Genomic DNA, 23,675 nt, shown 5'->3' with positions numbered 1-23,675 from the left:
ACATGGACGAACGAATCCTGTCTCTGGCCAGTCTCACCGTACTCGAATTGTCGCCACCGCAAATGATCGAGGTCGCGGTGCGTGCCGGTTACAGCCATGTCGGCCTGCGCCTGGAACCGGCGACGCCGGAGGAGTATCACTTTCCGCTGGTGGCCGATGCTGATCTGCGGCGTCAGACGTTGAGGCGTTTGCGCGACACTGGCATCGCGGTGCTCGACGTGGAAATCCTGCGCCTGAAACCGCACACCGTGGTCGCCGATTTCGAGAAGCTGCTGGCCGTCGGCGCGGAGTTTGGCGCCAGTGAATTACTCGTCGCCGGCAATGATCCTGACGAGCAACGGCTCACCGACAACTTTGCCGCGCTGTGTGATCTGGCGGCGCCTTACGGTTTGCATCCGCATCTGGAGTTCATGCCCTGGACCGATGCGTGCAACCTCGAACAGGCGTTGCGCATCGTCGCCAATGCCGATCGGGAAAATGCCGCGGTGCTGGTCGATGCCTTTCATTTCGATCGCTCCGGCTCACGGCTGGAGGATCTGGCCAGCGTCGCACCGGCGCGCCTGCGTTATGCGCAATTGTGCGATGTGGCGGGGCCGAGACCGGCGGACATGGCCGAGATCTTGCGTCAGGCGCGCAACGAGCGGCGGTTTCCCGGCGAGGGCGATTGCGACCTGCACGGTTTGTTGCGCAGTCTGCCAGCTAATATTCCACTGAGCCTGGAGATCCCCACGGTAAAACTGCTGGAGCAGGGCGTCAGCGGATTGCAACGAGCGCAGAGGGCGCTCGACAGGACGCGGGAATTGTTGGCGCAGTTGTAAGTCAGTGTGGGTGGCGGGGCGCCAGCGTCCTCGCCACTGTTTATTTTTCCTTCAGAGATATCCAATGACCGTCAGCACCCCGCTCTCCGGTGTCAACCAACCCTTCAAGGGGATCTTGCTGATTGTCGTGGCGACTTTCCTGTTCTCCAGCCACGATGCGCTGTCGAAATACCTCTCGGGTTTCTACCCGATCGTCATGGTGGTATGGGCGCGTTATCTGGTGCACACCTTGCTGATGGCGGGGATCTTCCTGCCGCAATCGGGGCTTCGGGTGTTGCGTACCAAACGGCCGTTGTGGCAATTGGCGCGGGCGCTGTGTCTGCTCGGCACCAGTCTGTTTTTCACCACGGCGCTGTTGTACATCCCGCTGGCCGAGGCCACGGCGGTCAACTTTCTTGCGCCAGTGCTGGTGACGGCATTGTCGGTGCCGTTGCTCAAGGAGCGAGTAACGCGCGGGCAATGGATTGCGGTGATCTGCGGATTCATCGGCGTGCTGATCATCGTTCACCCGGGCGGTGAACTGTTCACTCCGGCGGTGCTGCTGCCATTCTGCTCGGCGTTGTTTTTCTGCTTCTATCAATTGCTGACACGCAAGCTCAGTGAGGTCGATAGCCCGACCACCAGCAACTTCTTTGCCGGTCTGTGCAACACCTTGGTGATGAGTGCGCTGGTGCCGTTCTTCTGGCAGGTGCCGACGTTGACGCACGCCGCACTGATGCTGGCGCTGGGCAGTTGCGGGATGACCGCGCACCTGTTTCTGACCCAGGCGTTTCGGCATGCCGCGCCGGCATTGCTGGCGCCGTTCGGTTACTGTCAGATCGTGTTTGCCGGGCTGTTGGGCTGGGTGGTGTTCAATCACACGCCGAGCCTGTTGACGGTGATCGGCATTGTGGTGATCTGTTGCAGCGGCCTGGCGGCGGCGTGGCAGCAGAGCCGTAGGTGAGACAGAGACATAAACCCTGTGGGAGCGAGCTTGCTCGCGAAGGCGTCGTTTCAGTCGGCATCTTCAGTGACTGACTGGGCGCTTTCGCGAGCAAGCCCGCTCCCACAGGGGGACATGGTACGGGCCGGTTATTCGGTGACGTCAGGAATCTTGCGCGGTGCCATGAAGTACATCCAGGTCAGGGCAATGAAGTACATCGCCGGGATCAGCGTGAACAGCAGCGTGTAGTTGTTGTTGGTGACGGTCAGGATGTGGCCGACGATCTGGGTCATGAACATCCCGCCAATCGCTGCGCACATGCCGCCGAAACCGAACACCGTGCTCATCATGTGCTTGGGCGTGTAGTCCATCACCAGGCTCCAGATGTTCGCGGTCCAGGCCTGATGCGCGCCGATCGCCAGGGAGATTGCCGCGACGGCGACCCACAGGTTGCTCGAACCGGCCGCCATGATCACACCGATGATGCAGCAGGCGAACAGGAACATCGACAGCAGTCGCGCCTTGATCGAGTTCATGCCGCGACCGATCAGGAACGAAGACAGAATGCCGCCACCGACGCTGCCGAAGTCCGCCGTCACGTAGATGATGATCAGCGGAATACCCATCTGGGTGACGTTGATGCCCAGGTTGTATTGCTGATTGAGAAACGGCGGCAACCAATACAGGTAGAACCAGAACACCGGCGCCGTCAGCGAATAGGCGAGGGCGAACGCCCAGGTGCCGCGCATGCGCAGGATGCGTGAGAACGGGACGCGGGCCTGTTCCGGTTCGACTTCTTTCTGGATGTAGTCCAGCTCCGACTGTTTGACGCTCGGATGGTCTTCCGGGTTGAAGTATTTCAAGCCCCAGAACAGCAGCCAGATCCCGCCCAATGCCGACATGCACAGGAACGCCGCCTGCCAGCCCCAGACGTGGAGAATCAGCGGCAGCAGCATCGGCGTGAACATCGCGCCGACGTTGGTCCCGGCGTTGAAGATGCCGGTGGCCACTGCGCGTTCACCGGCGGGGAACCACAGGCGCGTGGTTTTCACGCAGGCCGGGTAGTTGGCTGCTTCGGTCAGGCCGAGGATGAATCGGCAGACCATGAAGCCGACGGCCGACGTCGCCAGACCGTGGGCACCGGTGGCCAGGCTCCAGAGCAGCACCGCGCAGAAGAACACGCGCTTCACGCCGACCCGGTCGATCAGGCGTCCCTGCAGGACGAAGCCGATCGCGTAGCCGACCTGAAACCAGAAGTTGATGTTGGCGTAATCCATCGCCGTCCAGCTCATTTCCTTGGCAAGAATGGGCTGCATGACGCCGAGGGCGGCGCGGTCGATGTAGTTCAGGGTCGTGGCGAAAAACACCAGCGCCAGCATGCCCCAACGGGTCTTGCCGACGGCCATGGCGCCGCGGATCTTGTCGCCGATGCCACCCGTGGCAGTGCTCATGGCCGGAGCCATGCGGGAAGTCTGTGAAGGAATCATTGTTCCACCCGTTTTTGAATTTGTTATGTGGTGTTGTTTGCACGCACTGCGACCGAAGGTTCATATCCGGACTCAATGTGGAGTCGATGGTGGGCAGTGGACGAAAAATCGTCAATTCGTCGAAACGCCATAGTGTTCGATAATCGCACGCAAAACTAACCGGCTGGTACACTTTAAATTGCTGTGCGCAGTCATGCAGCCAATAATTTCCCCACGATAAAAAACATCCTGTGTAGGAGCTGCCGAAGGCTGCGATCTTTTGAATTTGCTTTTCAGGACCAGGATCAAAAGATCGCAGCCTTCGGCAGCTCCTACCTTAAAGATAAGCGCGGCGAAGTCCGGGAGTAGAAACATGCAGCGTTCCATTGCCACCGTTTCCCTGAGCGGCACCCTGCCGGAAAAGCTCGAAGCCATTGCCGCCGCCGGGTTCGACGGGGTCGAGATTTTCGAGAACGATCTTCTGTATTACGACGGCAGCCCGCGGGAAATCCGGCAGATGTGCGCTGACCTGGGCATTGCGATCACGCTGTTCCAGCCGTTTCGCGACTTCGAGGGCTGCCGGCGTGATCGGCTGGCGCGCAATCTGGAGCGGGCCGAGCGCAAGTTCGATTTGATGCAGGAACTGGGCACCGACCTGGTGCTGGTCTGCAGCAACGCCTCGGCAGACAGCGTCGGCGACCGGCAGATTCTGGTCGATGACCTGCGCCTGCTGGCCGAGCATGCTGGCGCGCGCGGGTTGCGCATCGGTTATGAAGCGCTGGCCTGGGGCCGGCACGTCAATACGTATCAACAGGTCTGGGACATCGTCCGTCAGGCCGATCATCCGTCCCTCGGCGTGTTGCTCGACAGCTTTCACACCTTGTCGTTGAAAGGCGATCCAAGCGCGATCGCCGACATTCCCGGCGACAAAATCTTCTTCGTACAAATGGCCGACGCGCCGATCCTCGCCATGGATGTGCTGGAGTGGAGCCGGCATTTCCGCTGCTTCCCGGGGCAGGGTGAGTTCGATCTGCCCGGCTTCCTCGCACCGATCATCCAGAGCGGTTACACCGGTCCGTTGTCGCTGGAAATTTTCAACGACGGCTTCCGCGCCGCGCCACCACGAGCGAATGCCGCCGATGGTCTGCGTTCGCTGCTGTACCTGGAAGAGAAGACCCGTCAGCGGCTGGAGCAGCAACCGACGCCGGTGGCCAACCGCGAAATCCTCTTCGAAACGCCACCGGCCAGCGAGTACAACGGCATTGAGTTTCTGGAGTTCGCTGTCGACGAAAGCCTCGGCGCCAAACTGAGCAACTGGCTAGAGCGCCTGGGCTTCGTCAAGGCCGGGCAGCATCGCTCCAAGAGCGTGAGCCTGCTGCGTCAGGGCGATATCAACCTGATCCTCAACGCCGAACCGTATTCGTTCGGCCACAGTTTCTTTGAGGCGCACGGCCCGTCGCTGTGCGCCACCGCCGTGCGGGTCAAGGACAGCGCCAGCGCCCTGGCCCGCGCCGTCGCCTATAAGGGCCAGCCCTATCGCGGTCTGGTCGGCCCCAACGAACTGGAACTGGCCGCGGTGCGCGCGCCGGACGGCAGCCTGATTTATCTGGTGGATGAAGCGGCGGATGTCTATGGCACCGACTTCAATCTGCTGCCGAACGCTCAGGCCCGTGGCGGCCTCAAGCGCATCGATCACATGGCGATGGCACTGCCGGCCGACAGCCTCGACAGTTGGGTGCTGTTCTACAAGAGCCTGCTGGATTTCGAGGCCGACGATGAGGTGGTGCTGCCCGATCCGTACGGGCTGGTGAAGAGCCGCGCGTTGCGCAGCCGCGACAGTTCGATCCGCTTGCCGCTGAATATCTCGGAGAACCGCAATACCGCGATCTCCCATGCGCTGTCGAGTTATCGCGGCTCGGGTGTGCATCACATCGCCTTCGATTGTGACGACATCTTCGCTGAAGTCAGCCGCGCCAAAGAGGCGGGGGTGCCGTTGCTGGATATTCCGCTCAACTATTACGACGACCTCGCTGCGCGCTTCGATTTCGACGATGAATTCCTAAGCGAGCTGGCGTACTACAACGTGCTCTACGACCGCGATGCCCAGGGCGGTGAGCTGTTCCACGTTTATACCGAGCCGTTCGAGGGACGCTTCTTCTTCGAGATCATCCAGCGTAAAAACGGCTATGCCGGTTATGGTGCGGCGAACGTCGCGGTACGTCTGGCGGCGATGGCCAAATCACGCAGCGGCGCGGTGCGCCAGGCGAAGTTGTAGGAATTTCGTAAACGCGGGATTAAACACGGTCCGCGTGGCTTCCTTCACTGTGCAGCGCGGCCCATAATCGCCCACCTGTGCAGTGATGGCCGTGAGCCCGCAATGACAATGACTTCAGAACTCCCCGCCGCTCCCGTCGAATCCGGCATCGAGCCGCGCAAGAGTCGCAAGAACAACCCGGAAAAGACCCGCGAGAACATCCTGCAGGAGGCGATCGTCGAGTTCGTCCAGCAAGGGTTGTCCGGCGCCCGCGTCGACGCGATCGCCGAGCGTATCCATACCTCCAAACGCATGATCTATTACTACTTCGGCAGTAAGGAGCAATTGTACGTCGAGGTGCTGGAGAAGCTTTACGGCGATATCCGCAGCACCGAAAACCTCCTGCACCTGGCCGAGTTGCCGCCGGTGGTGGCGATCCGCCGACTGGTGGAATTTACCTTTGATCACCACGACCGTAACGTCGATTTCGTGCGCATCGTCTGCATCGAAAACATCCACAACGCCGAATTCGTGAAGCGTTCCGATGCGATCAAGGCGATGAACAATACGATCCTCGATTCGCTGGGCGAGATTTTGCGCCGCGGTGCTGAAGAAGGGGTGTTCCGCGCCGGGCTCGACGCGCTGGATGTGCACTTGCTGATCAGCTCGTTCTGCTTCTACCGCGTCTCGAACCGCCACACGTTCGGTGAGATCTTTCAGATCGACCTGCCGGACGAAAGCATCAAGCAGCGTCATCGCGAGATGATCTGCGAGTCGGTGTTGCGCTACTTGCAGCCCTGACAAGCAAAAGATCGCAGCCTTCGGCAGCTCCTACACAAGGCCCTGTAGGAGCTGCCGAAGGCTGCGATCTTTTGATCTTTTAAACGTTCATGCTTTGAAAATGCGCCAGCATGCGCTGCGCATCCGGCACCACGCCGCTGAACAGCTCAAACGCCTTCACCGCTTGAAACACCGCCATGTTGCCGCCGTCCAGCGTGCGGCAGCCCAAGGCGCGGGCGTTGCGCAGCAGTTCGGTTTCCAGCGGGAAGTACACGATCTCCGCGACCCACAATTGCTTGCGCAGCAACTCCACCGGCACAGGCATGCCCGGCAGTTTGGCCATGCCCATCGGCGTGGTGTTCACCAGACCATCGGCCTGATTCAGCGTACTCGGCAGATCGCGCCCGGCCACCGCGCGACCTGAGCCGAAATGCTGGTTGAGGTTGTTCGCCAGACTCTCGGCGCGCTCGCGGTCGACGTCGAAAATACTCAGTTGCTGCACGCCTTCGCTCAACAGTGCATGGGCCACCGCCGCGCCTGCGCCACCGGCACCCATCTGCACGACACGATCACGGGCGACATCTTGCAAGCCGCGACGAAAACCTTCGGCAAAACCCAGGCAATCAGTGTTGTGGCCGATGCGTTTGCCATCCTTGAGCACCACGGTGTTGACCGCGCCGATGCCCCGGGCTTCCGGCGACAGTTCGTCGAGCAGCGGGATGATCGCCTGCTTGCACGGGAAGGTGATGTTCAGGCCGGTGTAGTTCATTCGTTCGGCGGCTTGCAGCAAGTCGGGCAGGGCATTGCTGTCGAGTTGCAACTGATCGAGGTCGATCAGCCGATACAGATAACGCAAGCCTTGGGCATCGCCTTCGTGTTCATGCAGGGCTGGCGTGCGCGAGGCTTGAATGCCCGCACCGATCAGGCCAGCCAGTATTACCGGTTTACGGGTCATGCTGCGCGCCCCTTCAGTCGCTGACTGAAATGCTCCAGAGCCAGGCGATAGCCATGGCTGCCGAAGCCGCACATCACCGCCGTGGCGATGGCCGAGACGAACGAGTGATGGCGGAACGGCTCGCGGGCATGCACGTTGGACAGGTGCACTTCGATCACTGGCAACTCACTGGCGACCAAGGCGTCGCGGATCGCCACCGAGGTGTGCGTCCAGGCTGCCGGGTTGATCACGATCCCGGCGCAACGGCCGCGTGCCGCGTGAATCCAGTCGAGCAGTTCGCCTTCGTGATTGGTCTGGCGAAACTCCACGGCCAGGCCGAATTCTTCGGCGGCGCGCCCGCACAGGGCAGAGATATCGGCCAGGGTTTCGTGACCGTAGGTTGCCGGTTCACGGGTGCCGAGCAGGTTCAGGTTCGGGCCGTTGAGCACCAGAACGATAGGGGACATGGGGGCAAACTCCACTTATTGTTTTTGGCTTGGGCTGAGGGTTTCAGCCTGTGGAGGTAAAATGTACCAGATGGTTACCTTGGTCAATTGAACGGCGTTGCCCTTGGCGCTTAGTGTTCGTTAATCGCACAAAACAAAAGATCGCAGCCTGCGGCAGCTCCTACAGGAGGATCGCATTCCAGAGGTAGGAGCTGCCGCAGGCTGCGATCTTTTGTGGCGTGCACAAAAAAGCCGTCAATCACGACGGCTTTCTCGCATCTGGCATTGGCCATCAACGCCGGGTCAGCAACACCCCGGACTCCATGTGATGCGTCCACGGGAACTGATCGAACATCGCGCAGCGGCTGATGCGGTGCGTGTCGTGCAGTTGGGCGATGTTGGCCGCCAGGGTTTGCGGGTTGCAGGAGATGTACAGGATGTTGTCAAAGCGCCGCGTCAGCTCGCAGGTGTCCGGGTCCATGCCGGCGCGCGGCGGGTCGACGAATACGCTGCCGAACTCGTAGCTCTTCAGGTCGATGCCCTGCAGGCGACGGAACGGGCGCACTTCGTTGAGTGCTTCGGTCAGCTCTTCGGCGGACAGCCGCACCAGCGTGACGTTGTCCACAGCGTTTTCGCTGAGGTTGCTCAGTGCGGCGTTGACCGAGGTCTTGCTGATCTCGGTGGCCAGCACGTTGCGCACGCGGGTGGCGAGCGGCAGGGTGAAGTTGCCGTTGCCGCAATACAGCTCCAGCAGATCGTCAGGACGATCGCCCAGTGCTTCGTAGGCCCAGTTGAGCATCTTCTGGTTCACCGTGCCGTTGGGCTGGGTGAACGCGCCTTCCGGCTGACGGTAGCTGAAGGTGCGACCGCCGACGTCGAGTTTCTCCACCACGTAATCGTGGCCGATCACTTCGCGCTTGCCCTTGGAGCGCCCGATGACGCTGACGTTGAGATCAGCCGCCAACTTCGACGCGGCCGCATGCCAGTGCTCGTCCAGCGGACGGTGATAGCACAGGGTAATCATCGCGTCGCCGGCCAGAGTGGTCAGGAATTCCACCTGGAACAGCTTGTGGCTCAGCGCCGCGCTGGCCTGCCACGCGGCCTTGAGCTGCGGCATCAACTGGTTGATGCGCAGGCTGGCAATCGGGAACTCTTCGATCAGGATCGGCGTGCGTTTGTCGTCCTGGGAGAACATCGCGTAGTGCCGTTCGCCGGCCTCGCGCCACAGGCGAAATTCTGCGCGCAGGCGGAAGTTCTGCAGCGGCGAGTCGAACACGGTTGGCTCTGGCGCATCGAACGGGGCCAGCAGGTCACGCAAACGCGTGACCTTGTCTTCGAGCTGAGTGGCGTAGGCCTGGGAATCGAATGTCATGCGTTGAACCAACCCAACTTGATCACGAACAGAATCGACAGAATCACCAGCGCCGGGTTCAGCTCACGGGCGCGACCCGACAGCAGTTTGATCACGGTCCAGGCGATGAAACCGAAGGCGATGCCGTTGGCGATCGAGTAAGTGAACGGCATCGCCAGCGCGGTGACCACGACCGGTGCGGCAACGGTGATGTCTTCCCAGTCTATTTCCGCCAGGCCCGAGGTCATCAGCACGGCGACGAACAGCAGCGCCGGTGCGGTGGCGAACGCCGGAACGCTGGCCGCCAGTGGCGAGAAGAACAGCGCCAACAGGAACAGGATCGCCACAACGATCGCTGTCAGACCGGTACGGCCGCCGGCACTCACGCCCGCAGCGGATTCGATGTAGCTGGTGGTGGTCGAAGTACCCAGCAGCGAACCGGCCATCGCCGCGGTGCTGTCGGCGATCAGTGCACGACCCATTTTCGGCATGTGGCCGTCCTTGCCCATCAGGCCGGCGCGCTTGGCGACGCCGATCAGGGTGCCGGAGTTGTCGAACAGGTCGACGAACAGGAAGGCGAAGATCACGCTGACCAGACCGATGTCCAGAGCGCCCTTGATGTCCAGTTGCATGAAGGTCGGGGCCAGCGAAGGTGGCATCGAGGTCACGCCGCCGAACGGGGTGAAGCCCATGGCGATGGAAATGATGGTCACCGCCAGAATGCCGATCAGCACCGCGCCGCGCACTTTCAGTGCTTCGAGAGCGACGATCAGGGCGAAGCCGAGGGTGGCGAGGATCGGCGCCGGGGCTTTCAGGTCACCGAGGCCGACCATGGTCGCCGGGTTGCTGACCACGATTCCGGCGTTGTGCAGGGCGATCAGCGCCAGGAACAGGCCAATACCGGCGGCAATGGCCGAGCGCAGCGGTAGCGGGATGCTGTTGATGATCCATTCGCGGATGCGGAAGATCGACAGCAGGAAGAAGCACACCGCCGAGATGAACACCGCGCCCAGCGCCACTTGCCAGGTGTGGCCCATGTGCAGGACCACGGTGTAAGTGAAGAAGGCGTTCAGGCCCATGCCCGGGGCGAGGGCGATCGGGTAGTTGGCGATCAGGCCCATGATCGTCGAGCCGATGGCGGCTGCCAGACAGGTGGCGACGAACACCGCGCCCTTGTCCATGCCGGTCTCGCCGAGGATGCTCGGGTTGACGAACAGAATGTAGGCCATGGCCAGGAAAGTCGTGACGCCCGCCAGAATCTCGGTCCGCACGTTGGTGTTGTGTGCCTTGAGTTGAAACAGCCTTTCCAGCATGTCTGCTCCCCGTGGCGCGCGTGGCGCCGTGAATGTATCGACCTCAACAGCAAAGCACAGACCGTCGCAAGCGCCTGGGAATTTGTGGTGGGCCGGAAAAAGCCGCGCATCATACCAGCAGCGTGAGGAATATGGCGGTTGTTGGTGCCGAACGTCGTCGAAGTTTTGTAGCAGGGTTATCTGCGCCATACTGCGCGCTGAATTTTTCGGGGAAACGCGATCACATGGGCAAGCGCTGGATGCAGGCTTTCGGGTTAATGGCAGGGCTGATGGCCGGGTCGACGGCGGTGCTGGCAGCCTCGGCGCCACCGTTGACTGAGGTGAAAGTGATCAAGGTCCAGTCGCCGGCCTGTGGCCTGGAAGACATTGGCGATAACCAGCCGCAAACCCAATGTAATCACAGCGGGCCGAGTATCAAGGTGTATGTCCTGGAAATCGGCTATGGCCAGAACCAGCCACGCGCCACGCTGGACGGTTTTGAGGTGAATGGCACCCGCGCCCCGGTGTGCGCTTTCGATACCGGCAATCTGACCGAATGCACCCCCGGCAGCAAAACGGTCGGCTCACTGTATACCTTCGATCTGGCGGGCAAGCAGGAAGGCACATTCAGCTTCAGCAACACCTCGATCAACGCACCACGCAACACGATGTCGACCCAGCTTTACATCAAGTAACGGCTGTCAGCAAACAGGCAGGGCAAAGCTGACTACGCTTTAAAGATCACTCAGCGGATAGCGCCCATGACCTTTAGAGCCCTGATTACCCTCGCCGAGGGCATCGATGATCTGCACAGCGTGACCCTGATCGACGTGCTGCGCCGCGCCGGCATTGAAGTGGTGGCGGCCAGCATCGAAGGCCGGCGCATGCTGACCTGCGCACGCGGTACGCGCCTGACGGCGGACGGCATGCTGGTCGATGTACTGGCGCAGACGTTTGACCTGATCGTCCTGCCCGGCGGGGTTGTCGGTTCTCAACATTTGGCGGCGCATCAGCCGCTGCAACAATTGCTCAAGGACCAGGCCAGCGCCGGACGCCTGTTCGCCGCCATCGCCGAAGCCCCGGCCATCGCCCTGCAAGCCGCTGGCGTATTACGCCAGCGACGCATGACTTGCCTGCCAAGTGTCAGTCACCAGTTGTCGGGCTGTACGTTTGTTGATCAACCGGTGGTGGTCGACGGCAATTGCATCACCGCCCAGGGCTCCGGCGCCGCACTGGCGTTTGCCCTGACGCTGGTGGAGCAACTTGGTGGCAAGGCGTTGCGGGCGAAAGTGGCGGGGGAGATGTTGGTGTGACGATCCTCAGACCTTCACCTCTTCCACCGGCACATGCATCCGGTCGCGTTTGGCCAGGGTCGGGAACAGTTTGATCCACGTCCCGGTGACCACCAGCGTGCCGATCCCGCCCATCACTACAGCCGGGACGGTGCCGAACCAGTGCGCGGTGAGGCCGGATTCGAATTCGCCGAGCTGATTCGAGGCGCCGATGAACAGGCCGTTCACCGCACTGACCCGGCCGCGCATTTCGTCCGGGGTTTCCAGTTGCACGAAGGAGGCGCGGATCACCATGCTGATCATGTCCGCCGCGCCGAGCACCACCAGCACCGCCAGTGAGAACCAGAACGAGGTCGACAGGCCGAAGGCGATGGTCGCCACGCCGAAGACGCCGACGGCGGTGAACATCACGCGACCGACATTGCGCTCGACGGCGAATCGCGCCAGAAACAGCGACATCCCCAGCGCGCCGACCGCCGGCGCCGAACGCAGCAGGCCCAGGCCCCACGGCCCGGTGAGCAGAATGTCCTTGGCGAACACCGGCAGCAACGCGGTGGCGCCGCCGAGCAGCACGGCGAACAAGTCCAGCGAGATCGCTCCGAGAATGTCCGGGCGGCTGCGAATGAAACGGATGCCCGCCAGCAACGAGTCGAGCGTGGCTTTGCCTTTGTTCAGTGGCGTCTGTCGCGCGGGCAGGTTGAGCATCAAGGTGCAGGCGATGACGTAAAGCAACACCGTCGGGCCGTAGACCCAGACACTGCCAAACGCGTAAAGCAAGCCACCGAGGGCCGGGGCGACGATGGTGGCTGACTGTTGAGCCGATTGCGCTGCGGCGACCGCCCGTGGAAACAGGGCGCTGGGCACGATACTTGGCAGCAGCGCCTGAGTAGTCGGCAGCTCGAAGGAGCGCGCGCCGCCGAGCAGGAAGGCGAGGATGAAGATCATTTCCCGGGTCACGTGATCGGTCGCACTGCCGATGGCCAGCGCCAGGGCAATCAACGCCTGCAACGACTGACAGATCGCCGCGACCCGGCGCCGGTCATAGCGGTCGGCGACGTGACCGGTGTGCAGCATGAACAGCACCCGTGGCGCGAATTCCACCAGACCGACCAGACCCAGGTCGAGCACGTTGCCGGTCAACTGATACAGATTCCAGCCGATCGCCACCGTGAGCATCTGAAAGCCACTGGCGGTGAAGATCCGGGCGAACCAGAACGCGAGAAACGGACGATGGTGACGTAACAGCAGGGGCTCTTGGCTGGGCATCTGAAGGCAGGTCTGGCTCGGGGCGGAACGGTGAGGTTATCACCAGTCTGTAACAGGAAGTTGCCATGACGAAAAATTTAGTTAGCCAGACATCTATCTCCGGACTGGATGCCGATCCCCCTGTGGCGAGGGGATTCATCCCCGATCGACTGCGTAGCAGTCGTAAAAACTGCCGACACGACCAAAAGGCAGTGTGTATTGGAGGGGGGGCTGCTTCGCCGCCCATCGGGGATGAATCCCCTCCCTACAGGTCGTGCCGCTCTGGGACATGTATTTCAGAGCGTTGCCCAGGCGCTGAGGCAACTTGTCACGCGGCAAACGACCACGCCGTTCTTCGTCGGAAATGGGACTACTCTTTTAACGTTGCTTGATCCAGATCAAGACCCTCTCGGGCCATGGTCTGGTGGCCCGACGGCCAGACTCCCTGCGTTGCGATGGTTATTAAAAAAGAACGAATCAGAATTCGCCGCACTCGATATCCGTGGGGGCAGTAGGTGCAGGGGCCACAAGCCCCATCGCCGGTATTACCTGACAGAGGAAGACTTATGTTCGGTTTAGAGGCGCTCGATCTCGCCCGAATTCAGTTCGCATTCACCATCTCGTTCCACATCCTGTTCCCGGCCATCACCATTGGTCTGGCGAGCTACCTCGCGGTGCTCGAAGGGCTGTGGTTGAAAACCCATAACGACACTTACCGAGACCTGTACCACTTCTGGTCGAAGATCTTTGCCGTCAACTTCGGCATGGGTGTGGTCTCTGGTCTGGTCATGGCCTACCAGTTTGGTACCAACTGGAGCCGTTTCTCGGACTTCGCCGGTTCCGTCACCGGACCGTTGCTGACCTATGAGGTGCTCACGGCGTTCTTCCTTGAGGCCGGTTTCCTCGGGGTGATGCTGTTCGGCTGGAACAAGGTCGGACGAAAACTGCACTTTTTCTCCACGGTGATGGTGGCGATCGGCACGCTGATTTCGACGTTCTGGATTCTCGCGTCCAACAGCTGGATGCAGACGCCGCAAGGCTTCGAGATTGTCAATGGTCAAGTGATCCCGACCGACTGGCTGGCCATCGTGTTCAACCCGTCGTTCCCGTATCGCCTGATGCACATGGCGACGGCAGCGTTCGTCGCCACGGCGTTCTTCGTCGGCTCGTCGGCGGCCTGGCACTTGCTGCGCGGCAGGGACAACCCGGCGATCCGCACCATGCTGTCGATGGCGATGTGGATGGCACTGATCGTCGCGCCGATCCAGGCGGTGATCGGCGACTTCCACGGCCTCAACACCCTTGAGCACCAGCCGGCGAAAATCGCCGCGATCGAAGGCCATTGGGAGAATAAAGGCAACGAAGCGACCCCGTTGATCCTGTTCGGCTGGCCGGACATGAAAGAAGAGAAAACCAAATTCGCCGTGGAGATCCCGTACCTCGGCAGCCTGATCCTGACTCACTCGCTGGACAAGCAGGTGCCGGCGCTCAAGGAGTTCCCGCCTGAAGACCGGCCGAACTCGACCATCGTGTTCTGGTCGTTCCGGGTCATGGTCGGCCTCGGTTTCCTGATGATCTTTACCGGTCTGTGGAGCCTGTGGCTGCGCAAGCGCGACACGCTCTACACCTCGCGCCCGTTCCTGTATCTGGCGTTGTGGATGGGGCCGTCCGGCCTGATCGCGATCCTCGCCGGCTGGTTCACCACCGAGATCGGTCGCCAGCCGTGGGTGGTCTACGGGCTGATGCGCACGGCGGATGCTTCGTCCAATCACAGCTTCATGCAGATGAGCATCACCCTGATCATGTTCGTCGTGGTGTATTTCGCGCTGTTCGGTGCGGGGCTCGGCTACATGATGCGTCTGGTGCGCAAAGGGCCGAAAACCGACGAAGGCAAGGAAACCAACGAAGGTGGTCCTGGCCAGAAACGCACCCCGGCGCGGCCGTTGTCCGCCGCCGATGACGAAGGCGCCGACGCTCACTCGCCGCGCAGCCTGGAAAAGGAGATTTGACTCATGGGTATTGATCTTCCGCTGATCTGGGCCGTGATCATCATCTTCGGCATCATGATGTACGTGGTCATGGACGGTTTCGACCTGGGGATCGGGATTCTCTTCCCGTTCATCCCGGGCAAGACCGACCGTGACGTGATGATGAACACCGTCGCCCCGGTGTGGGACGGCAATGAAACCTGGCTGGTACTGGGGGGCGCGGCATTGTTTGGCGCGTTCCCGCTGGCCTATTCGGTGGTGCTGTCGGCGCTGTACCTGCCGCTGATCTTCATGCTGATCGGCCTGATTTTCCGCGGCGTGGCGTTCGAGTTCCGCTTCAAGGCCAAGGACGACAAACGTCACCTGTGGGACAAGGCGTTCATCGGCGGCTCGGTGGCGGCGACGTTCTTTCAGGGCGTGGCACTCGGGGCATTCATCGACGGTTTGCCGGTGGTCAATCGGCAATACGCCGGCGGTTCACTGGACTGGCTGACACCGTTCACCCTGTTCTGCGGCGCCGCGCTGGTGGTGGCCTATGCCTTGCTCGGTTGTACCTGGTTGATCATGAAGACCGAAGGCAAGTTGCAGGAGCAGATGCACAACCTGGCGCGGCCGCTGGCGTTCGTGCTGCTCGCCGTGATCGGTATCGTCAGCCTGTGGACGCCGCTGGCGCATCCGGAAATTGCCACTCGCTGGTTCAGCATGCCGAATCTGTTCTGGTTCATGCCGGTGCCGATTCTGGTGCTGGTCACCTTGTACGGGCTGATCCGCGCGGTGGCACGCAACGCCAACTACATGCCGTTCCTGCTGACCCTGGTGCTGATTTTCCTCGGTTACAGCGGTCTGGGCATCAGCCTGTGGCCGAACATCGTGCCGCCGTCGATCTCGATCTGGGACGCCGCCGCACCGCCGCAAAGCCAGGGCTTCATGCTGGTCGGTACGCTGTTCATCATCCCGTTCATCCTGGGTTACACCTTCTGGAGCTACTACGTGTTCCGCGGCAAGGTCACCCATGAAGACGGTTACCACTAGACTGCCGCCCCGCACACCTGTGGGAGCGAGCCTGCTCGCGATGGCGTCCCTGGCGACGTCATCGCCTGATGGAGGAACGATGCAATGAACGGCAAACATTCCCTGCACGAGATTGAAGAAGCCGAAAAAAAGCCGCTGTGGCAGCGGCTCGGCTGGTTGGCCCTGATCTGGATCGGTAGCGTCGGCGCGCTGTTCATTGCCGCCAGTCTGATGCGCCTGTTCATGAGCGCGGCCGGCCTGACCACACACTGAGACATCCCGTCCCGTTGCCCTTGGGCACGGTTTTATGACCCTCTGTACCGCGGAGGGTTTTTTTTGCCTGATGCTTTACTTGCGGGCTTTGAGAATCACGAATTTCGGCGTGGCCGCCACTTGCTCAACGCCACGGAACAGCCGCGCCAGCTTGCTGTGATAACCCAGGTGCCGGTTGCCGACGATGTACAACGCACCGCCCACCACCAGTGCCTCGCGGGCCTGCTGGAACATGCGCCAGGCGAGGAAATCGCCGACCACTTGCTGTTGATGGAACGGCGGATTGCACAGCACCACGTCCAGCGATTGCGGCTCCTGCCCGGCCAGACCATCGCCGGCGCGCACGATCACTTCGCGTTCGCCGAGCGCGGCGCGCCAGTTCTCCGCAGCCGATTGCACGGCCATGAACGATTCGTCGACCAGCGTGTAGTGTGCGTCAGGGTTGCGCAGCGCGCTGGCGATGGCCAGTACGCCGTTCCCGCAGCCAAGGTCGGCGACCCGGGCGCTGCCAAGGTTTTTGGGCAGGTGCGGGAGAAAGGCCCGGGTGCCGATATCCAGACCTTCACGGCAGAACACGTTGGCGTGGTTGAGCAATTCGATGGCCGGCTCGTCGAGCTGGTAGCGCGACGGGTAGGGCGAGGTCGCCGGGGCTTTGGCTTCGGGTGTCGCGATCAGCAGGCGAGCCTTTTTTACCGCCAGTGAAGCGTGTACCGGGCCAATGTAACGCTCCAGCAGATCACCGGCGGCGCGCGGCAAGTGTTTGACCATGGCCGCTGCCACCACTTCGGCGCCGGGGGCCAGTTGCCCTTGCAGACGGATCAGTTGCTCTTCCAGCAGTGCGAGCGTCTTGGGGACGCGGATCAATACCTTGTCGAACGGCCCTGTCAACGGCTCACTCGCCGCAATCCCTCGCACGGCATCAAATGCCAGGCCGTTGCGTACCAGGTTCTTTTCCAGCCCCTGGAACGCGAGAAACGAATCGCCGCTGCTGCTGACCTGAACCTTGCCCGCCAGACTCGCCGCCAAGGCCCCGAAGCTGTCATTGAGTACCAATACCCGAGTGTCTGCCGCCGGTTGTTGCGCGGCCAGATGATTGAGCAGGTACTCGTCAGCCGCATCGAACGCTTGCAGCGGTTCATTCTGCTGCTCAGGCTGGCGGATCAGGTCGAGTTGGGCGAAGGGCGTGTCGAGCAAAGGCATGGGGCGGGGACTCTGATTAATCAACGGGTGGCCCGCTGCCTTGGGCATAGCGCGGCGGAACCGTCCGAGTGGACTGCGGCGTGCAGTGCACGTCATCACTCAGGAAGGTCACAAATGGTACGTTTTTTTCCGGCCGATTGCCCGCGGGATTTAGTGTTAACTGGCGCTGAGCAGGCCCAATTGCTGGGCGGCAGAGACCGCTGAGATTTTGTTGCAAACGTCGAGTTTCAGGATGATGTTCTGCACGTGATAGTTCACCGTTCGCTCGCTCAAACAGAGGATCCTGGCGATCTCATAGGCTGTCTTGCCAACGGCCGACAGCTTCAACACTTCCAGCTCCCGCGGCGACAGATGGGGTCGGGCTGGTTTTTCCGGTGGTTTGGGCAGGTTTCTGGCAAACAGATTACTAAGATGACTGGTCGCGTAAAACATGTAGCCAAAATGCTCGTACAACTCGAGTGGGCTTAGCGGACCATTTTTTCTGCACAGACTCAGTGTGCTGCACAACCCGGTGGCGTCATGGTGGAACGACTGCGACCAGCCGTGCCGCAAACCGTGTTTCTGCTGAGCGCTCCACAATGCTGGCGTCTGCGAGAACAACGCTTCGCTCCAGACAATGGGCTGCATGGATTGGCTGCAATGCGTAACTATCGGGTCGATTTTGCTGTAGCTTTCCTGTTCATAAAGTTTGTTCCATTGCGTGGGGTAGTTATTGATTTGCAAGGCTTTAAAGTCGGCGTTCCGATTGTTTGATGTCAAAGAGATGGCACAAAAGTTGAAGCCTATGTTTTGAGCGAATCTCAGCAGGATCGGATAAGCAGTCTCTATTTCTCTCGCGAAAGTCAGTTGCTTTAATTGCGACTCCTTCCACATTTCCATCACAAACGCTCCGTGAAATCGTTTTTACGCGCTGGGCTTTTTGGATCCAATGAATCCATCACGCAACCGAGTTTAGGACATGTCCTACAGTTGGCGTTGAACTTTTTTGCTCTTTGCAGAGAAGTTTGATTGCAAGAATGTTATTAGCCCGGAGTAGAGCGTTGTATTCAATGTGTCATTCAATTTCAGATTGAAATCTGAAAATTTCTCCATTGGTGTATCTGAGTTTGTGTCTCATTGGGTTCGCTAGCTAAATGAAAAGACATTACAAAAACAGTGGTGTTTACAGTGTCAGTTTGCGCGAAACTGTCTGGGTTCTTTACAGTGGAGTGGCCCATGACTGTCAGTGCAGAAAAGTTTACTGCCCAGACCTTGCTCGACGTGCAGCCCTTGACCCCCAGCCTGTTCACGTTGCGCACTACGCGCGATACAGGTTTCAGGTTCCGCGCAGGACAATTCGCGCGCCTGGGCGTGACCAAGGCGGATGGCAGCACGGTGTGGCGTGCCTACTCGATGGTTTCTTCACCCTTCGACGAGTTTCTCGAGTTCTTCTCTATCGTGGTGCCGGGTGGCGAATTCACCAGCGAACTGAGCCGGTTGCAGGTCGGCGATACCGTGCTGGTGGAGCGCCAGGCCTTTGGTTACCTGACGCTGGATCGTTTTGTCGACGGCCGGGATCTGTGGTTGCTATCCACAGGGACCGGCGTGGCACCGTTTCTGTCGATCCTGCAGGACTTCGAAGTGTGGCAGCGTTTCGAGCGAATTATTCTGGTGTACAGCGTGCGCGAGGCAAGGGAACTGGCCTATCAATCATTGATCGCTGAGCTTTCCACACGTGATTACTTGGCAGAGCATGCCCATAAATTACGGTTCATCCCCACGGTTACCCGCGGACAAGGGCCTGGCGCCTTGCACGGTCGCATCACCACGTTGATCGAAAGCGGCGAACTGGAACGTGAAGCCGGCGTGAAACTGACCCCTGAGCACTCGCGTGTCATGCTGTGCGGCAATCCGCAGATGATCGATGACACCCGGGCGTTGCTGAAGAAACGTCACATGAGCCTGAGCCTGACGCGGCGGCCCGGTCAGGTCGCGGTGGAAAATTACTGGTAAAAAAACGGCGCCATCAGGCGCCGTTTTCATTCATGAAACCGTCAAGGCCGATTGTTCTGCGCCTTGAGCAGATCGCGGATCTCGCCGAGCAACTCTTCTTCCTTGGTTGGAACCGGCGGCAGGGAAGGGGCTACGGCTTCTTCGCGTTTCAGGCGGTTGATGGCTTTGACACCCATGAAAATCGCAAAGGCGACGATCACGAAGTCCAGAATGCTCTGAATGAATTTACCGTAAGCCAGTACCACGGCAGGGGCGTTGCCCTCGGCGGCTTTCAACGTGATGGCCAGATCACTGAAGTCCACCCCACCGATCAACAGGCCGATTGGCGGCATGATCACGTCGCCGACAAACGATGAAACGATTTTGCCGAAGGCTGCACCGATGATGATACCGACGGCCATGTCGACCACATTGCCTTTGACCGCGAAGGCCTTGAACTCACTTAGCACGCCCATAGGTTATTTCCTTGTTACAGATGAGTTTGGTGTACGCAGTGTAAATCAGCAAAACGCGTCCTGCGCGAAACACCTTCTTACAATGCCCGTTTTTATCGACACATGAATCAACGATTAGTTTGCAAAGTGCCACTAATCGCGCGCGAAATACGCCGTAAATCGCTGATCGCAAAGCCATTTTTTTCAATCGTCGAGTTACGAACTTTCTATTTATGTTCACCGCCATAGCCCTCTAGCCTCTGGTTTGCGCACCTGGATGCGCCCAAAAAAACCAGAGGAACCTGATATGAATTCCACTCTTGGACTGGGGGCTTTTCCCCATCGCCGTACTTTCGGCGTGCTCGCCGCCAGCTTGCTGACCTTCTCCGTGCACGCTGCACCCCTGACCCGGGATAACGGTGCCGCGGTCGGCGACAACCAGAATTCGCAGACCGCCGGTGCCACCGGCCCGGTGTTGCTGCAGGATGTGCAACTGATCCAGAAACTCCAGCGTTTTGACCGTGAGCGCATTCCCGAGCGCGTGGTGCATGCCCGCGGCACCGGGGCTCACGGGACCTTCACCGTGACCAACGACCTCAGCGATTTGAGCAAGGCCAAAGTATTCGCCGCCGGCCAGGTCACACCGGTGTTCGTGCGTTTCTCCGCTGTGGTGCATGGCAACCACTCCCCGGAAACCCTGCGCGATCCACGGGGTTTTGCCACCAAGTTCTACACGGCCGATGGCAACTGGGATCTGGTGGGCAACAACTTCCCGACGTTCTTCATCCGCGATGCGATCAAGTTCCCGGACATGGTTCATGCCTTCAAGCCCGATCCACGTACCAACCTGGACGATGACTCGCGTCGTTTCGACTTCTTCTCCCACGTGCCGGAAGCGACCCGCACGCTGACCGAGTTGTATTCCAATTCGGGTACTCCGGCCAGTTATCGCGAGATGGACGGTAATGGCGTGCATGCCTACAAGTTGGTGAACGCCAAGGGCGAAGTGCACTACGTGAAGTTTCACTGGAAAAGTTTGCAGGGCATTAAAAATCTGACGCCTGAGCAAGTCGAGAAAGTGCAGGGTAAAGATTACAGTCATATGACTAATGATCTGGTCAGCCATATCAACAAAGGTGATTTCCCGAAATGGGACTTGTACATCCAGGTGCTAAATCCGCAAGATTTGTCCAAGTTTGATTTCGATCCATTGGACGCTACCAAGATCTGGCCGAATGTTCCTGAGCGAAAAGTTGGACAAATGGTGTTGAACCGTAATCCGGCCAATGTGTTCCAGGAAACCGAACAAGTTGCAATGGCCCCGGCCAATGTTGTGCCGGGTATCGAACCTTCAGAAGATCGTCTATTGCAAGGCCGAGTGTTTTCTTATGCCGATACGCAAATGTATCGTCTGGGAGCCAATGCTCTGCAGTTGCCGATCAACGCGCCAAAAGTTGCCGTCAACAATGGTAACCAGGACGGTGCGCTGAACTTCGGCGCCACGCAGTCTGGCGTGAACTATCAGCCAAGCCGCCTGCAACCGCGTGAAGAGCCGCAAAGTGCGCGTTACAGCCAGCTGGCGCTGTCCGGCAGCACCCAGCAGGCGAAGATCCAGCGTGAGCAGAACTTCAAGCAGGCCGGTGATCTGTACCGCTCGTTCAGCCAGCAGGAACGTCAGGACCTGATTGCCAGCTTTGGCGGCTCGCTGGCGACCACCGATGACGAGAGCAAGCACATCATCCTGTCCTTCCTTTATAAGGCCGACCCGGAATACGGCACCGGCGTGACCAAAGTGGCCAAGGGTGACTTGAGCCGGGTCAAGGCGCTGGCAGCGAAACTGGTCGACTGATCTCGACGCCATGCAACGCGGGGCCTGATGCAGGCCCCGTTCTGCCCCAGGAGAGCATTTATGCGTCCCTTCCTTTTACTGTTGCTCGGTTGCTGGTCGTTGACTGCGGTGGCCGAACAGAACCCCGAGGCGATCAAGGCCCAGTTGCAGGATTACTACTTCGATGCCGCCCGGCGTGGTGATGTGCCGATGCTCGAGACCTTCATCGAGTCCGGTTATTCCCTCGATACCCGCGACAGCAAGGGCTACACCGCACTGATTCTGGCGGCGTATCACGGCCAGGGAGCGGCAGTTGAACAATTGCTGGCGGCGGGGGCTGATGCCTGTGCACAGGATCAACGCGGCAATACGGCGCTGATGGGCGCGATTTTCAAGGGCGAGATGCAGATTGCCCGACGGTTGATGGCCACTGATTGCAGCCCCGATCAACGCAACGGCGCCGGCCAGACTGCGGCGATGTACGCCGGGTTGTTCAAGCGCATCGAACTGCTCGACGCGCTCAAGGCCAAGGGCGCCGACCTCAATGCCGAGGATCCGCTGGGCAATAGCGCCGCGCGTCTGGCCAACGGCGAAATCCGCACCGCCGTGCCGCGCTGAGCGGTGGCTGCGTTATCATCGCGGTTTTTGCCGGGGGATCCAGATGGCCAAGGCCAAGCGCATGTACGGCTGCACCGAGTGCGGCGCAACCTTTCCCAAATGGGCAGGCCAGTGCGGCGAGTGCGGCGCCTGGAATACCCTGACCGAGACCATGATCGAGAGCGGCGGCGCCACGGCGCCCACCGGGCGTACCGGCTGGGCCGGGCAGCAGGCGCAGATCAAGACTCTGGCCGAAGTCAGCATTGAAGAGATTCCGCGTTTCTCTACCGCGTCCGGAGAGCTGGACCGGGTCCTGGGTGGCGGTCTGGTCGACGGCTCGGTGGTATTGATCGGCGGTGACCCGGGCATCGGCAAGTCGACGATCCTGTTGCAGACACTGTGCAACCTCGCCAAGAGCATGCCGGCGCTGTACGTCACCGGCGAAGAATCCCAGCAACAAGTGGCCATGCGAGCCCGTCGTCTCGGACTGCCGCAGGATCAACTGCGGGTGATGACCGAAACCTGCATCGAAACCATCATCGCCACCGCCCGCCAGGAAAAGCCCAAGGTGATGGTGATCGACTCGATTCAGACCATTTTCACCGAACAGCTGCAATCTGCTCCGGGTGGCGTATCTCAAGTGCGTGAGAGTGCGGCGTTGCTGGTGCGGTATGCCAAGCAGAGCGGCACGGCGATTTTTCTCGTCGGCCACGTCACCAAGGAAGGCGCGCTCGCCGGCCCGCGAGTTCTGGAGCATATGGTCGATACTGTGCTGTATTTCGAAGGCGAATCGGACGGGCGTTTGCGTTTGCTGCGGGCGGTGAAAAACCGTTTCGGCGCGGTCAACGAACTCGGCGTGTTCGGCATGACCGACAAGGGCCTGAAAGAAGTCTCCAACCCTTCGGCGATTTTTCTCACCCGTGCCCAGGAGGAAGTCCCGGGCAGTGTGGTCATGGCCACGTGGGAAGGCACCCGGCCGATGTTGGTAGAAGTCCAGGCGCTGGTCGATGACAGTCATCTGGCCAACCCGCGTCGGGTTACGCTGGGTCTGGACCAGAACCGTCTGGCGATGTTGCTGGCGGTATTGCACCGCCACGGCGGCATTCCGACTCACGATCAGGACGTGTTCCTCAACGTGGTCGGCGGGGTGAAGGTGCTGGAAACCGCGTCCGACCTGGCCTTGATGGCGGCGGTGATGTCGAGCCTGCGCAACCGGCCGTTGCCGCATGATCTGTTGGTGTTTGGCGAAGTCGGTTTGTCCGGCGAGGTGCGTCCGGTGCCGAGTGGGCAGGAGCGTCTGAAGGAAGCGGCCAAGCATGGCTTCAAACGCGCGATCGTGCCCAAAGGCAATGCGCCGAAAGAGGCACCAGCGGGGCTGCAGATCATTGCCGTGACCCGCCTCGAACAGGCGCTCGACGCACTGTTCGAATAATCTTTCAGATACGCCACATACCCTGTGGGAGCGGGCTTGCCCGCGAAAGCGGTGCGTCAGTCGAAATCAATGTCGACTGACACGGCCTCTTCGCGGGCAAGCCCGCTCCCACAGGGATTT

At 60.3% G+C, this 23,675-nt stretch carries 22 protein-coding genes; 13 read left to right on the top strand and 9 right to left on the bottom strand.

The window, feature by feature from the left end; translation table 11 throughout:
* The first annotated feature begins 2 nt into the window (after nt 1–2).
* Together GTQ41_RS23295 and GTQ41_RS23290 are read left to right on the top strand one after the other, a co-directional pair.
* A complete protein-coding gene (locus tag GTQ41_RS23295; RefSeq protein ID WP_047296718.1) occupies nt 3–818 on the top strand; it encodes a sugar phosphate isomerase/epimerase in 816 nt (271 codons plus the stop codon).
* Nucleotides 819–882: 64 nt separating this feature from the next.
* A complete protein-coding gene (locus tag GTQ41_RS23290; protein WP_047296716.1) occupies nt 883–1,761 on the top strand; it encodes a DMT family transporter in 879 nt (292 codons plus the stop codon).
* 128 nt (nt 1,762–1,889) lie between these two features.
* Here GTQ41_RS23290 and GTQ41_RS23285 read toward each other — a convergent pair whose 3' ends face one another.
* A complete protein-coding gene (locus GTQ41_RS23285; RefSeq protein WP_047296715.1) occupies nt 1,890–3,227 on the bottom strand; it encodes an MFS transporter in 1,338 nt (445 codons plus the stop codon).
* 352 nt (nt 3,228–3,579) lie between these two features.
* Here GTQ41_RS23285 and quiC point away from each other — a divergent pair, with 352 nt between their 5' ends.
* Both quiC and GTQ41_RS23275 read left to right on the top strand, forming a co-directional pair.
* Nucleotides 3,580–5,481 (top strand): 3-dehydroshikimate dehydratase QuiC, encoded by a 1,902-nt coding sequence (quiC, locus tag GTQ41_RS23280; protein ID WP_047296713.1) that lies wholly within the window; start codon nt 3,580–3,582, stop codon nt 5,479–5,481.
* A 102-nt stretch (nt 5,482–5,583) separates the two neighbouring features.
* Nucleotides 5,584–6,261, top strand: coding sequence for a TetR/AcrR family transcriptional regulator (locus GTQ41_RS23275; protein WP_217325364.1), 678 nt, complete (start codon nt 5,584–5,586; stop codon nt 6,259–6,261).
* A 79-nt stretch (nt 6,262–6,340) separates the two neighbouring features.
* Here the strand turns inward: GTQ41_RS23275 and GTQ41_RS23270 are convergent, their stop codons facing one another.
* From GTQ41_RS23270 to GTQ41_RS23255, 4 genes are all read right to left on the bottom strand, one after another.
* A complete protein-coding gene (locus GTQ41_RS23270; protein ID WP_047296712.1) occupies nt 6,341–7,195 on the bottom strand; it encodes a shikimate dehydrogenase in 855 nt (284 codons plus the stop codon).
* Nucleotides 7,192–7,641, bottom strand: a complete 450-nt coding sequence (aroQ, locus tag GTQ41_RS23265; RefSeq protein ID WP_047296711.1) for a type II 3-dehydroquinate dehydratase — start codon at nt 7,639–7,641, stop codon at nt 7,192–7,194. Before aroQ ends, GTQ41_RS23270 begins: the two co-directional genes overlap by 4 nt.
* Before the next feature lie 271 nt (nt 7,642–7,912).
* Entirely contained in the window at nt 7,913–8,992 is a 1,080-nt protein-coding gene (trmA, locus tag GTQ41_RS23260) for a tRNA (uridine(54)-C5)-methyltransferase TrmA (RefSeq protein ID WP_047296710.1), read from the bottom strand.
* Nucleotides 8,989–10,284, bottom strand: a complete 1,296-nt coding sequence (locus GTQ41_RS23255; RefSeq protein ID WP_047296708.1) for an NCS2 family permease — start codon at nt 10,282–10,284, stop codon at nt 8,989–8,991. The genes trmA and GTQ41_RS23255 overlap by 4 nt, the downstream gene beginning before the upstream one ends.
* Before the next feature lie 224 nt (nt 10,285–10,508).
* Between GTQ41_RS23255 and GTQ41_RS23250 the strand changes: the two genes are divergently transcribed.
* Together GTQ41_RS23250 and GTQ41_RS23245 are read left to right on the top strand one after the other, a co-directional pair.
* Complete coding sequence (locus GTQ41_RS23250; RefSeq protein ID WP_047296705.1) at nt 10,509–10,958, top strand: DUF4879 domain-containing protein; 450 nt, start codon at nt 10,509–10,511, stop codon at nt 10,956–10,958.
* A gap of 66 nt (nt 10,959–11,024) precedes the next feature.
* Nucleotides 11,025–11,576: a DJ-1 family glyoxalase III gene (locus tag GTQ41_RS23245; RefSeq protein ID WP_047296703.1), complete on the top strand. Its 552-nt coding sequence runs from the start codon at nt 11,025–11,027 to the stop codon at nt 11,574–11,576.
* 6 nt (nt 11,577–11,582) lie between these two features.
* Here the strand turns inward: GTQ41_RS23245 and GTQ41_RS23240 are convergent, their stop codons facing one another.
* Nucleotides 11,583–12,821, bottom strand: coding sequence for an MFS transporter (locus GTQ41_RS23240; protein ID WP_047296702.1), 1,239 nt, complete (start codon nt 12,819–12,821; stop codon nt 11,583–11,585).
* A 545-nt stretch (nt 12,822–13,366) separates the two neighbouring features.
* Between GTQ41_RS23240 and GTQ41_RS23235 the strand changes: the two genes are divergently transcribed.
* The 3 genes from GTQ41_RS23235 to GTQ41_RS23225 all read left to right on the top strand — a co-directional run bounded on the left by GTQ41_RS23235 (nt 13,367) and on the right by GTQ41_RS23225 (nt 16,072).
* Nucleotides 13,367–14,809 carry a cytochrome ubiquinol oxidase subunit I gene (locus GTQ41_RS23235; protein WP_047296701.1) on the top strand — a complete coding sequence of 481 codons (1,443 nt, stop codon included), beginning with the start codon at nt 13,367–13,369 and terminating at the stop codon, nt 14,807–14,809.
* A 3-nt stretch (nt 14,810–14,812) separates the two neighbouring features.
* Nucleotides 14,813–15,820 (top strand): cytochrome d ubiquinol oxidase subunit II, encoded by a 1,008-nt coding sequence (gene cydB / locus GTQ41_RS23230; protein ID WP_007963753.1) that lies wholly within the window; start codon nt 14,813–14,815, stop codon nt 15,818–15,820.
* A gap of 84 nt (nt 15,821–15,904) precedes the next feature.
* On the top strand, nt 15,905–16,072 hold the full coding sequence (locus GTQ41_RS23225; RefSeq protein ID WP_080963309.1) for a DUF2474 domain-containing protein: 168 nt from the start codon (nt 15,905–15,907) through the stop codon (nt 16,070–16,072).
* Between the two features lie 75 nt (nt 16,073–16,147).
* On the opposite strand, the gene GTQ41_RS23220 is transcribed toward GTQ41_RS23225, so the two are convergent.
* Nucleotides 16,148–17,272, bottom strand: coding sequence for a class I SAM-dependent methyltransferase (locus GTQ41_RS23220; protein ID WP_047296700.1), 1,125 nt, complete (start codon nt 17,270–17,272; stop codon nt 16,148–16,150).
* A gap of 156 nt (nt 17,273–17,428) precedes the next feature.
* A complete protein-coding gene (locus tag GTQ41_RS23215; protein WP_047296699.1) occupies nt 17,429–18,151 on the bottom strand; it encodes an autoinducer binding domain-containing protein in 723 nt (240 codons plus the stop codon).
* A gap of 336 nt (nt 18,152–18,487) precedes the next feature.
* On the opposite strand from GTQ41_RS23215, the gene GTQ41_RS23210 reads away from it, so the two are divergent.
* Nucleotides 18,488–19,264 (top strand): ferredoxin--NADP reductase, encoded by a 777-nt coding sequence (locus tag GTQ41_RS23210; protein ID WP_047296696.1) that lies wholly within the window; start codon nt 18,488–18,490, stop codon nt 19,262–19,264.
* Between the two features lie 41 nt (nt 19,265–19,305).
* On the opposite strand, the gene mscL is transcribed toward GTQ41_RS23210, so the two are convergent.
* The gene (mscL, locus tag GTQ41_RS23205; protein WP_007963760.1) at nt 19,306–19,719 is read right to left on the bottom strand and encodes a large-conductance mechanosensitive channel protein MscL; all 414 of its coding nucleotides are present in this window, start codon (nt 19,717–19,719) and stop codon (nt 19,306–19,308) included.
* Between the two features lie 286 nt (nt 19,720–20,005).
* Between mscL and katB the strand changes: the two genes are divergently transcribed.
* From katB to radA, 3 genes are read left to right on the top strand one after another with little or no spacing between them, the layout of a single operon-like run.
* Entirely contained in the window at nt 20,006–21,547 is a 1,542-nt protein-coding gene (katB, locus tag GTQ41_RS23200; protein ID WP_047296694.1) for a catalase KatB, read from the top strand.
* A 60-nt stretch (nt 21,548–21,607) separates the two neighbouring features.
* Nucleotides 21,608–22,144 (top strand): ankyrin repeat domain-containing protein, encoded by a 537-nt coding sequence (locus GTQ41_RS23195; RefSeq protein WP_047296693.1) that lies wholly within the window; start codon nt 21,608–21,610, stop codon nt 22,142–22,144.
* Nucleotides 22,145–22,187: 43 nt separating this feature from the next.
* On the top strand, nt 22,188–23,555 hold the full coding sequence (gene radA, locus GTQ41_RS23190) for a DNA repair protein RadA (RefSeq protein WP_003228407.1): 1,368 nt from the start codon (nt 22,188–22,190) through the stop codon (nt 23,553–23,555).
* Nucleotides 23,556–23,675 lie beyond the last annotated feature (120 nt).

Origin of the sequence: Pseudomonas sp. AN-B15 (assembly GCF_019056475.1) — a bacterium.
In the GTDB taxonomy this organism is placed as follows: domain Bacteria; phylum Pseudomonadota; class Gammaproteobacteria; order Pseudomonadales; family Pseudomonadaceae; genus Aquipseudomonas; species Aquipseudomonas parakoreensis.
This window is presented reverse-complemented; position numbering and strand designations above follow the sequence as displayed.

Bases quoted from the DNA above. Each gene is read 5' to 3' on its own strand.
- GTQ41_RS23195 (WP_047296693.1), top strand. From the start codon at position 21,608: ATGCGTCCCTTCCTTTTACTGTTGCTCGGTTGCTGGTCGTTGACTGCG.
- katB (WP_047296694.1), top strand. From the start codon at position 20,006: ATGAATTCCACTCTTGGACTGGGGGCTTTTCCCCATCGCCGTACTTTC.
- trmA (WP_047296710.1), bottom strand. From the start codon at position 8,992: ATGACATTCGATTCCCAGGCCTACGCCACTCAGCTCGAAGACAAGGTC.
- GTQ41_RS23240 (WP_047296702.1), bottom strand. From the start codon at position 12,821: ATGCCCAGCCAAGAGCCCCTGCTGTTACGTCACCATCGTCCGTTTCTC.
- GTQ41_RS23245 (WP_047296703.1), top strand. From the start codon at position 11,025: ATGACCTTTAGAGCCCTGATTACCCTCGCCGAGGGCATCGATGATCTG.
- radA (WP_003228407.1), top strand. From the start codon at position 22,188: ATGGCCAAGGCCAAGCGCATGTACGGCTGCACCGAGTGCGGCGCAACC.
- GTQ41_RS23270 (WP_047296712.1), bottom strand. From the start codon at position 7,195: ATGACCCGTAAACCGGTAATACTGGCTGGCCTGATCGGTGCGGGCATT.
- GTQ41_RS23235 (WP_047296701.1), top strand. From the start codon at position 13,367: ATGTTCGGTTTAGAGGCGCTCGATCTCGCCCGAATTCAGTTCGCATTC.
- cydB (WP_007963753.1), top strand. From the start codon at position 14,813: ATGGGTATTGATCTTCCGCTGATCTGGGCCGTGATCATCATCTTCGGC.
- GTQ41_RS23285 (WP_047296715.1), bottom strand. From the start codon at position 3,227: ATGATTCCTTCACAGACTTCCCGCATGGCTCCGGCCATGAGCACTGCC.
- quiC (WP_047296713.1), top strand. From the start codon at position 3,580: ATGCAGCGTTCCATTGCCACCGTTTCCCTGAGCGGCACCCTGCCGGAA.
- GTQ41_RS23215 (WP_047296699.1), bottom strand. From the start codon at position 18,151: ATGGAAATGTGGAAGGAGTCGCAATTAAAGCAACTGACTTTCGCGAGA.
- GTQ41_RS23210 (WP_047296696.1), top strand. From the start codon at position 18,488: ATGACTGTCAGTGCAGAAAAGTTTACTGCCCAGACCTTGCTCGACGTG.
- GTQ41_RS23295 (WP_047296718.1), top strand. From the start codon at position 3: ATGGACGAACGAATCCTGTCTCTGGCCAGTCTCACCGTACTCGAATTG.
- GTQ41_RS23255 (WP_047296708.1), bottom strand. From the start codon at position 10,284: ATGCTGGAAAGGCTGTTTCAACTCAAGGCACACAACACCAACGTGCGG.
- GTQ41_RS23275 (WP_217325364.1), top strand. From the start codon at position 5,584: ATGACAATGACTTCAGAACTCCCCGCCGCTCCCGTCGAATCCGGCATC.
- mscL (WP_007963760.1), bottom strand. From the start codon at position 19,719: ATGGGCGTGCTAAGTGAGTTCAAGGCCTTCGCGGTCAAAGGCAATGTG.
- GTQ41_RS23225 (WP_080963309.1), top strand. From the start codon at position 15,905: ATGAACGGCAAACATTCCCTGCACGAGATTGAAGAAGCCGAAAAAAAG.
- GTQ41_RS23220 (WP_047296700.1), bottom strand. From the start codon at position 17,272: ATGCCTTTGCTCGACACGCCCTTCGCCCAACTCGACCTGATCCGCCAG.
- GTQ41_RS23250 (WP_047296705.1), top strand. From the start codon at position 10,509: ATGGGCAAGCGCTGGATGCAGGCTTTCGGGTTAATGGCAGGGCTGATG.
- aroQ (WP_047296711.1), bottom strand. From the start codon at position 7,641: ATGTCCCCTATCGTTCTGGTGCTCAACGGCCCGAACCTGAACCTGCTC.
- GTQ41_RS23290 (WP_047296716.1), top strand. From the start codon at position 883: ATGACCGTCAGCACCCCGCTCTCCGGTGTCAACCAACCCTTCAAGGGG.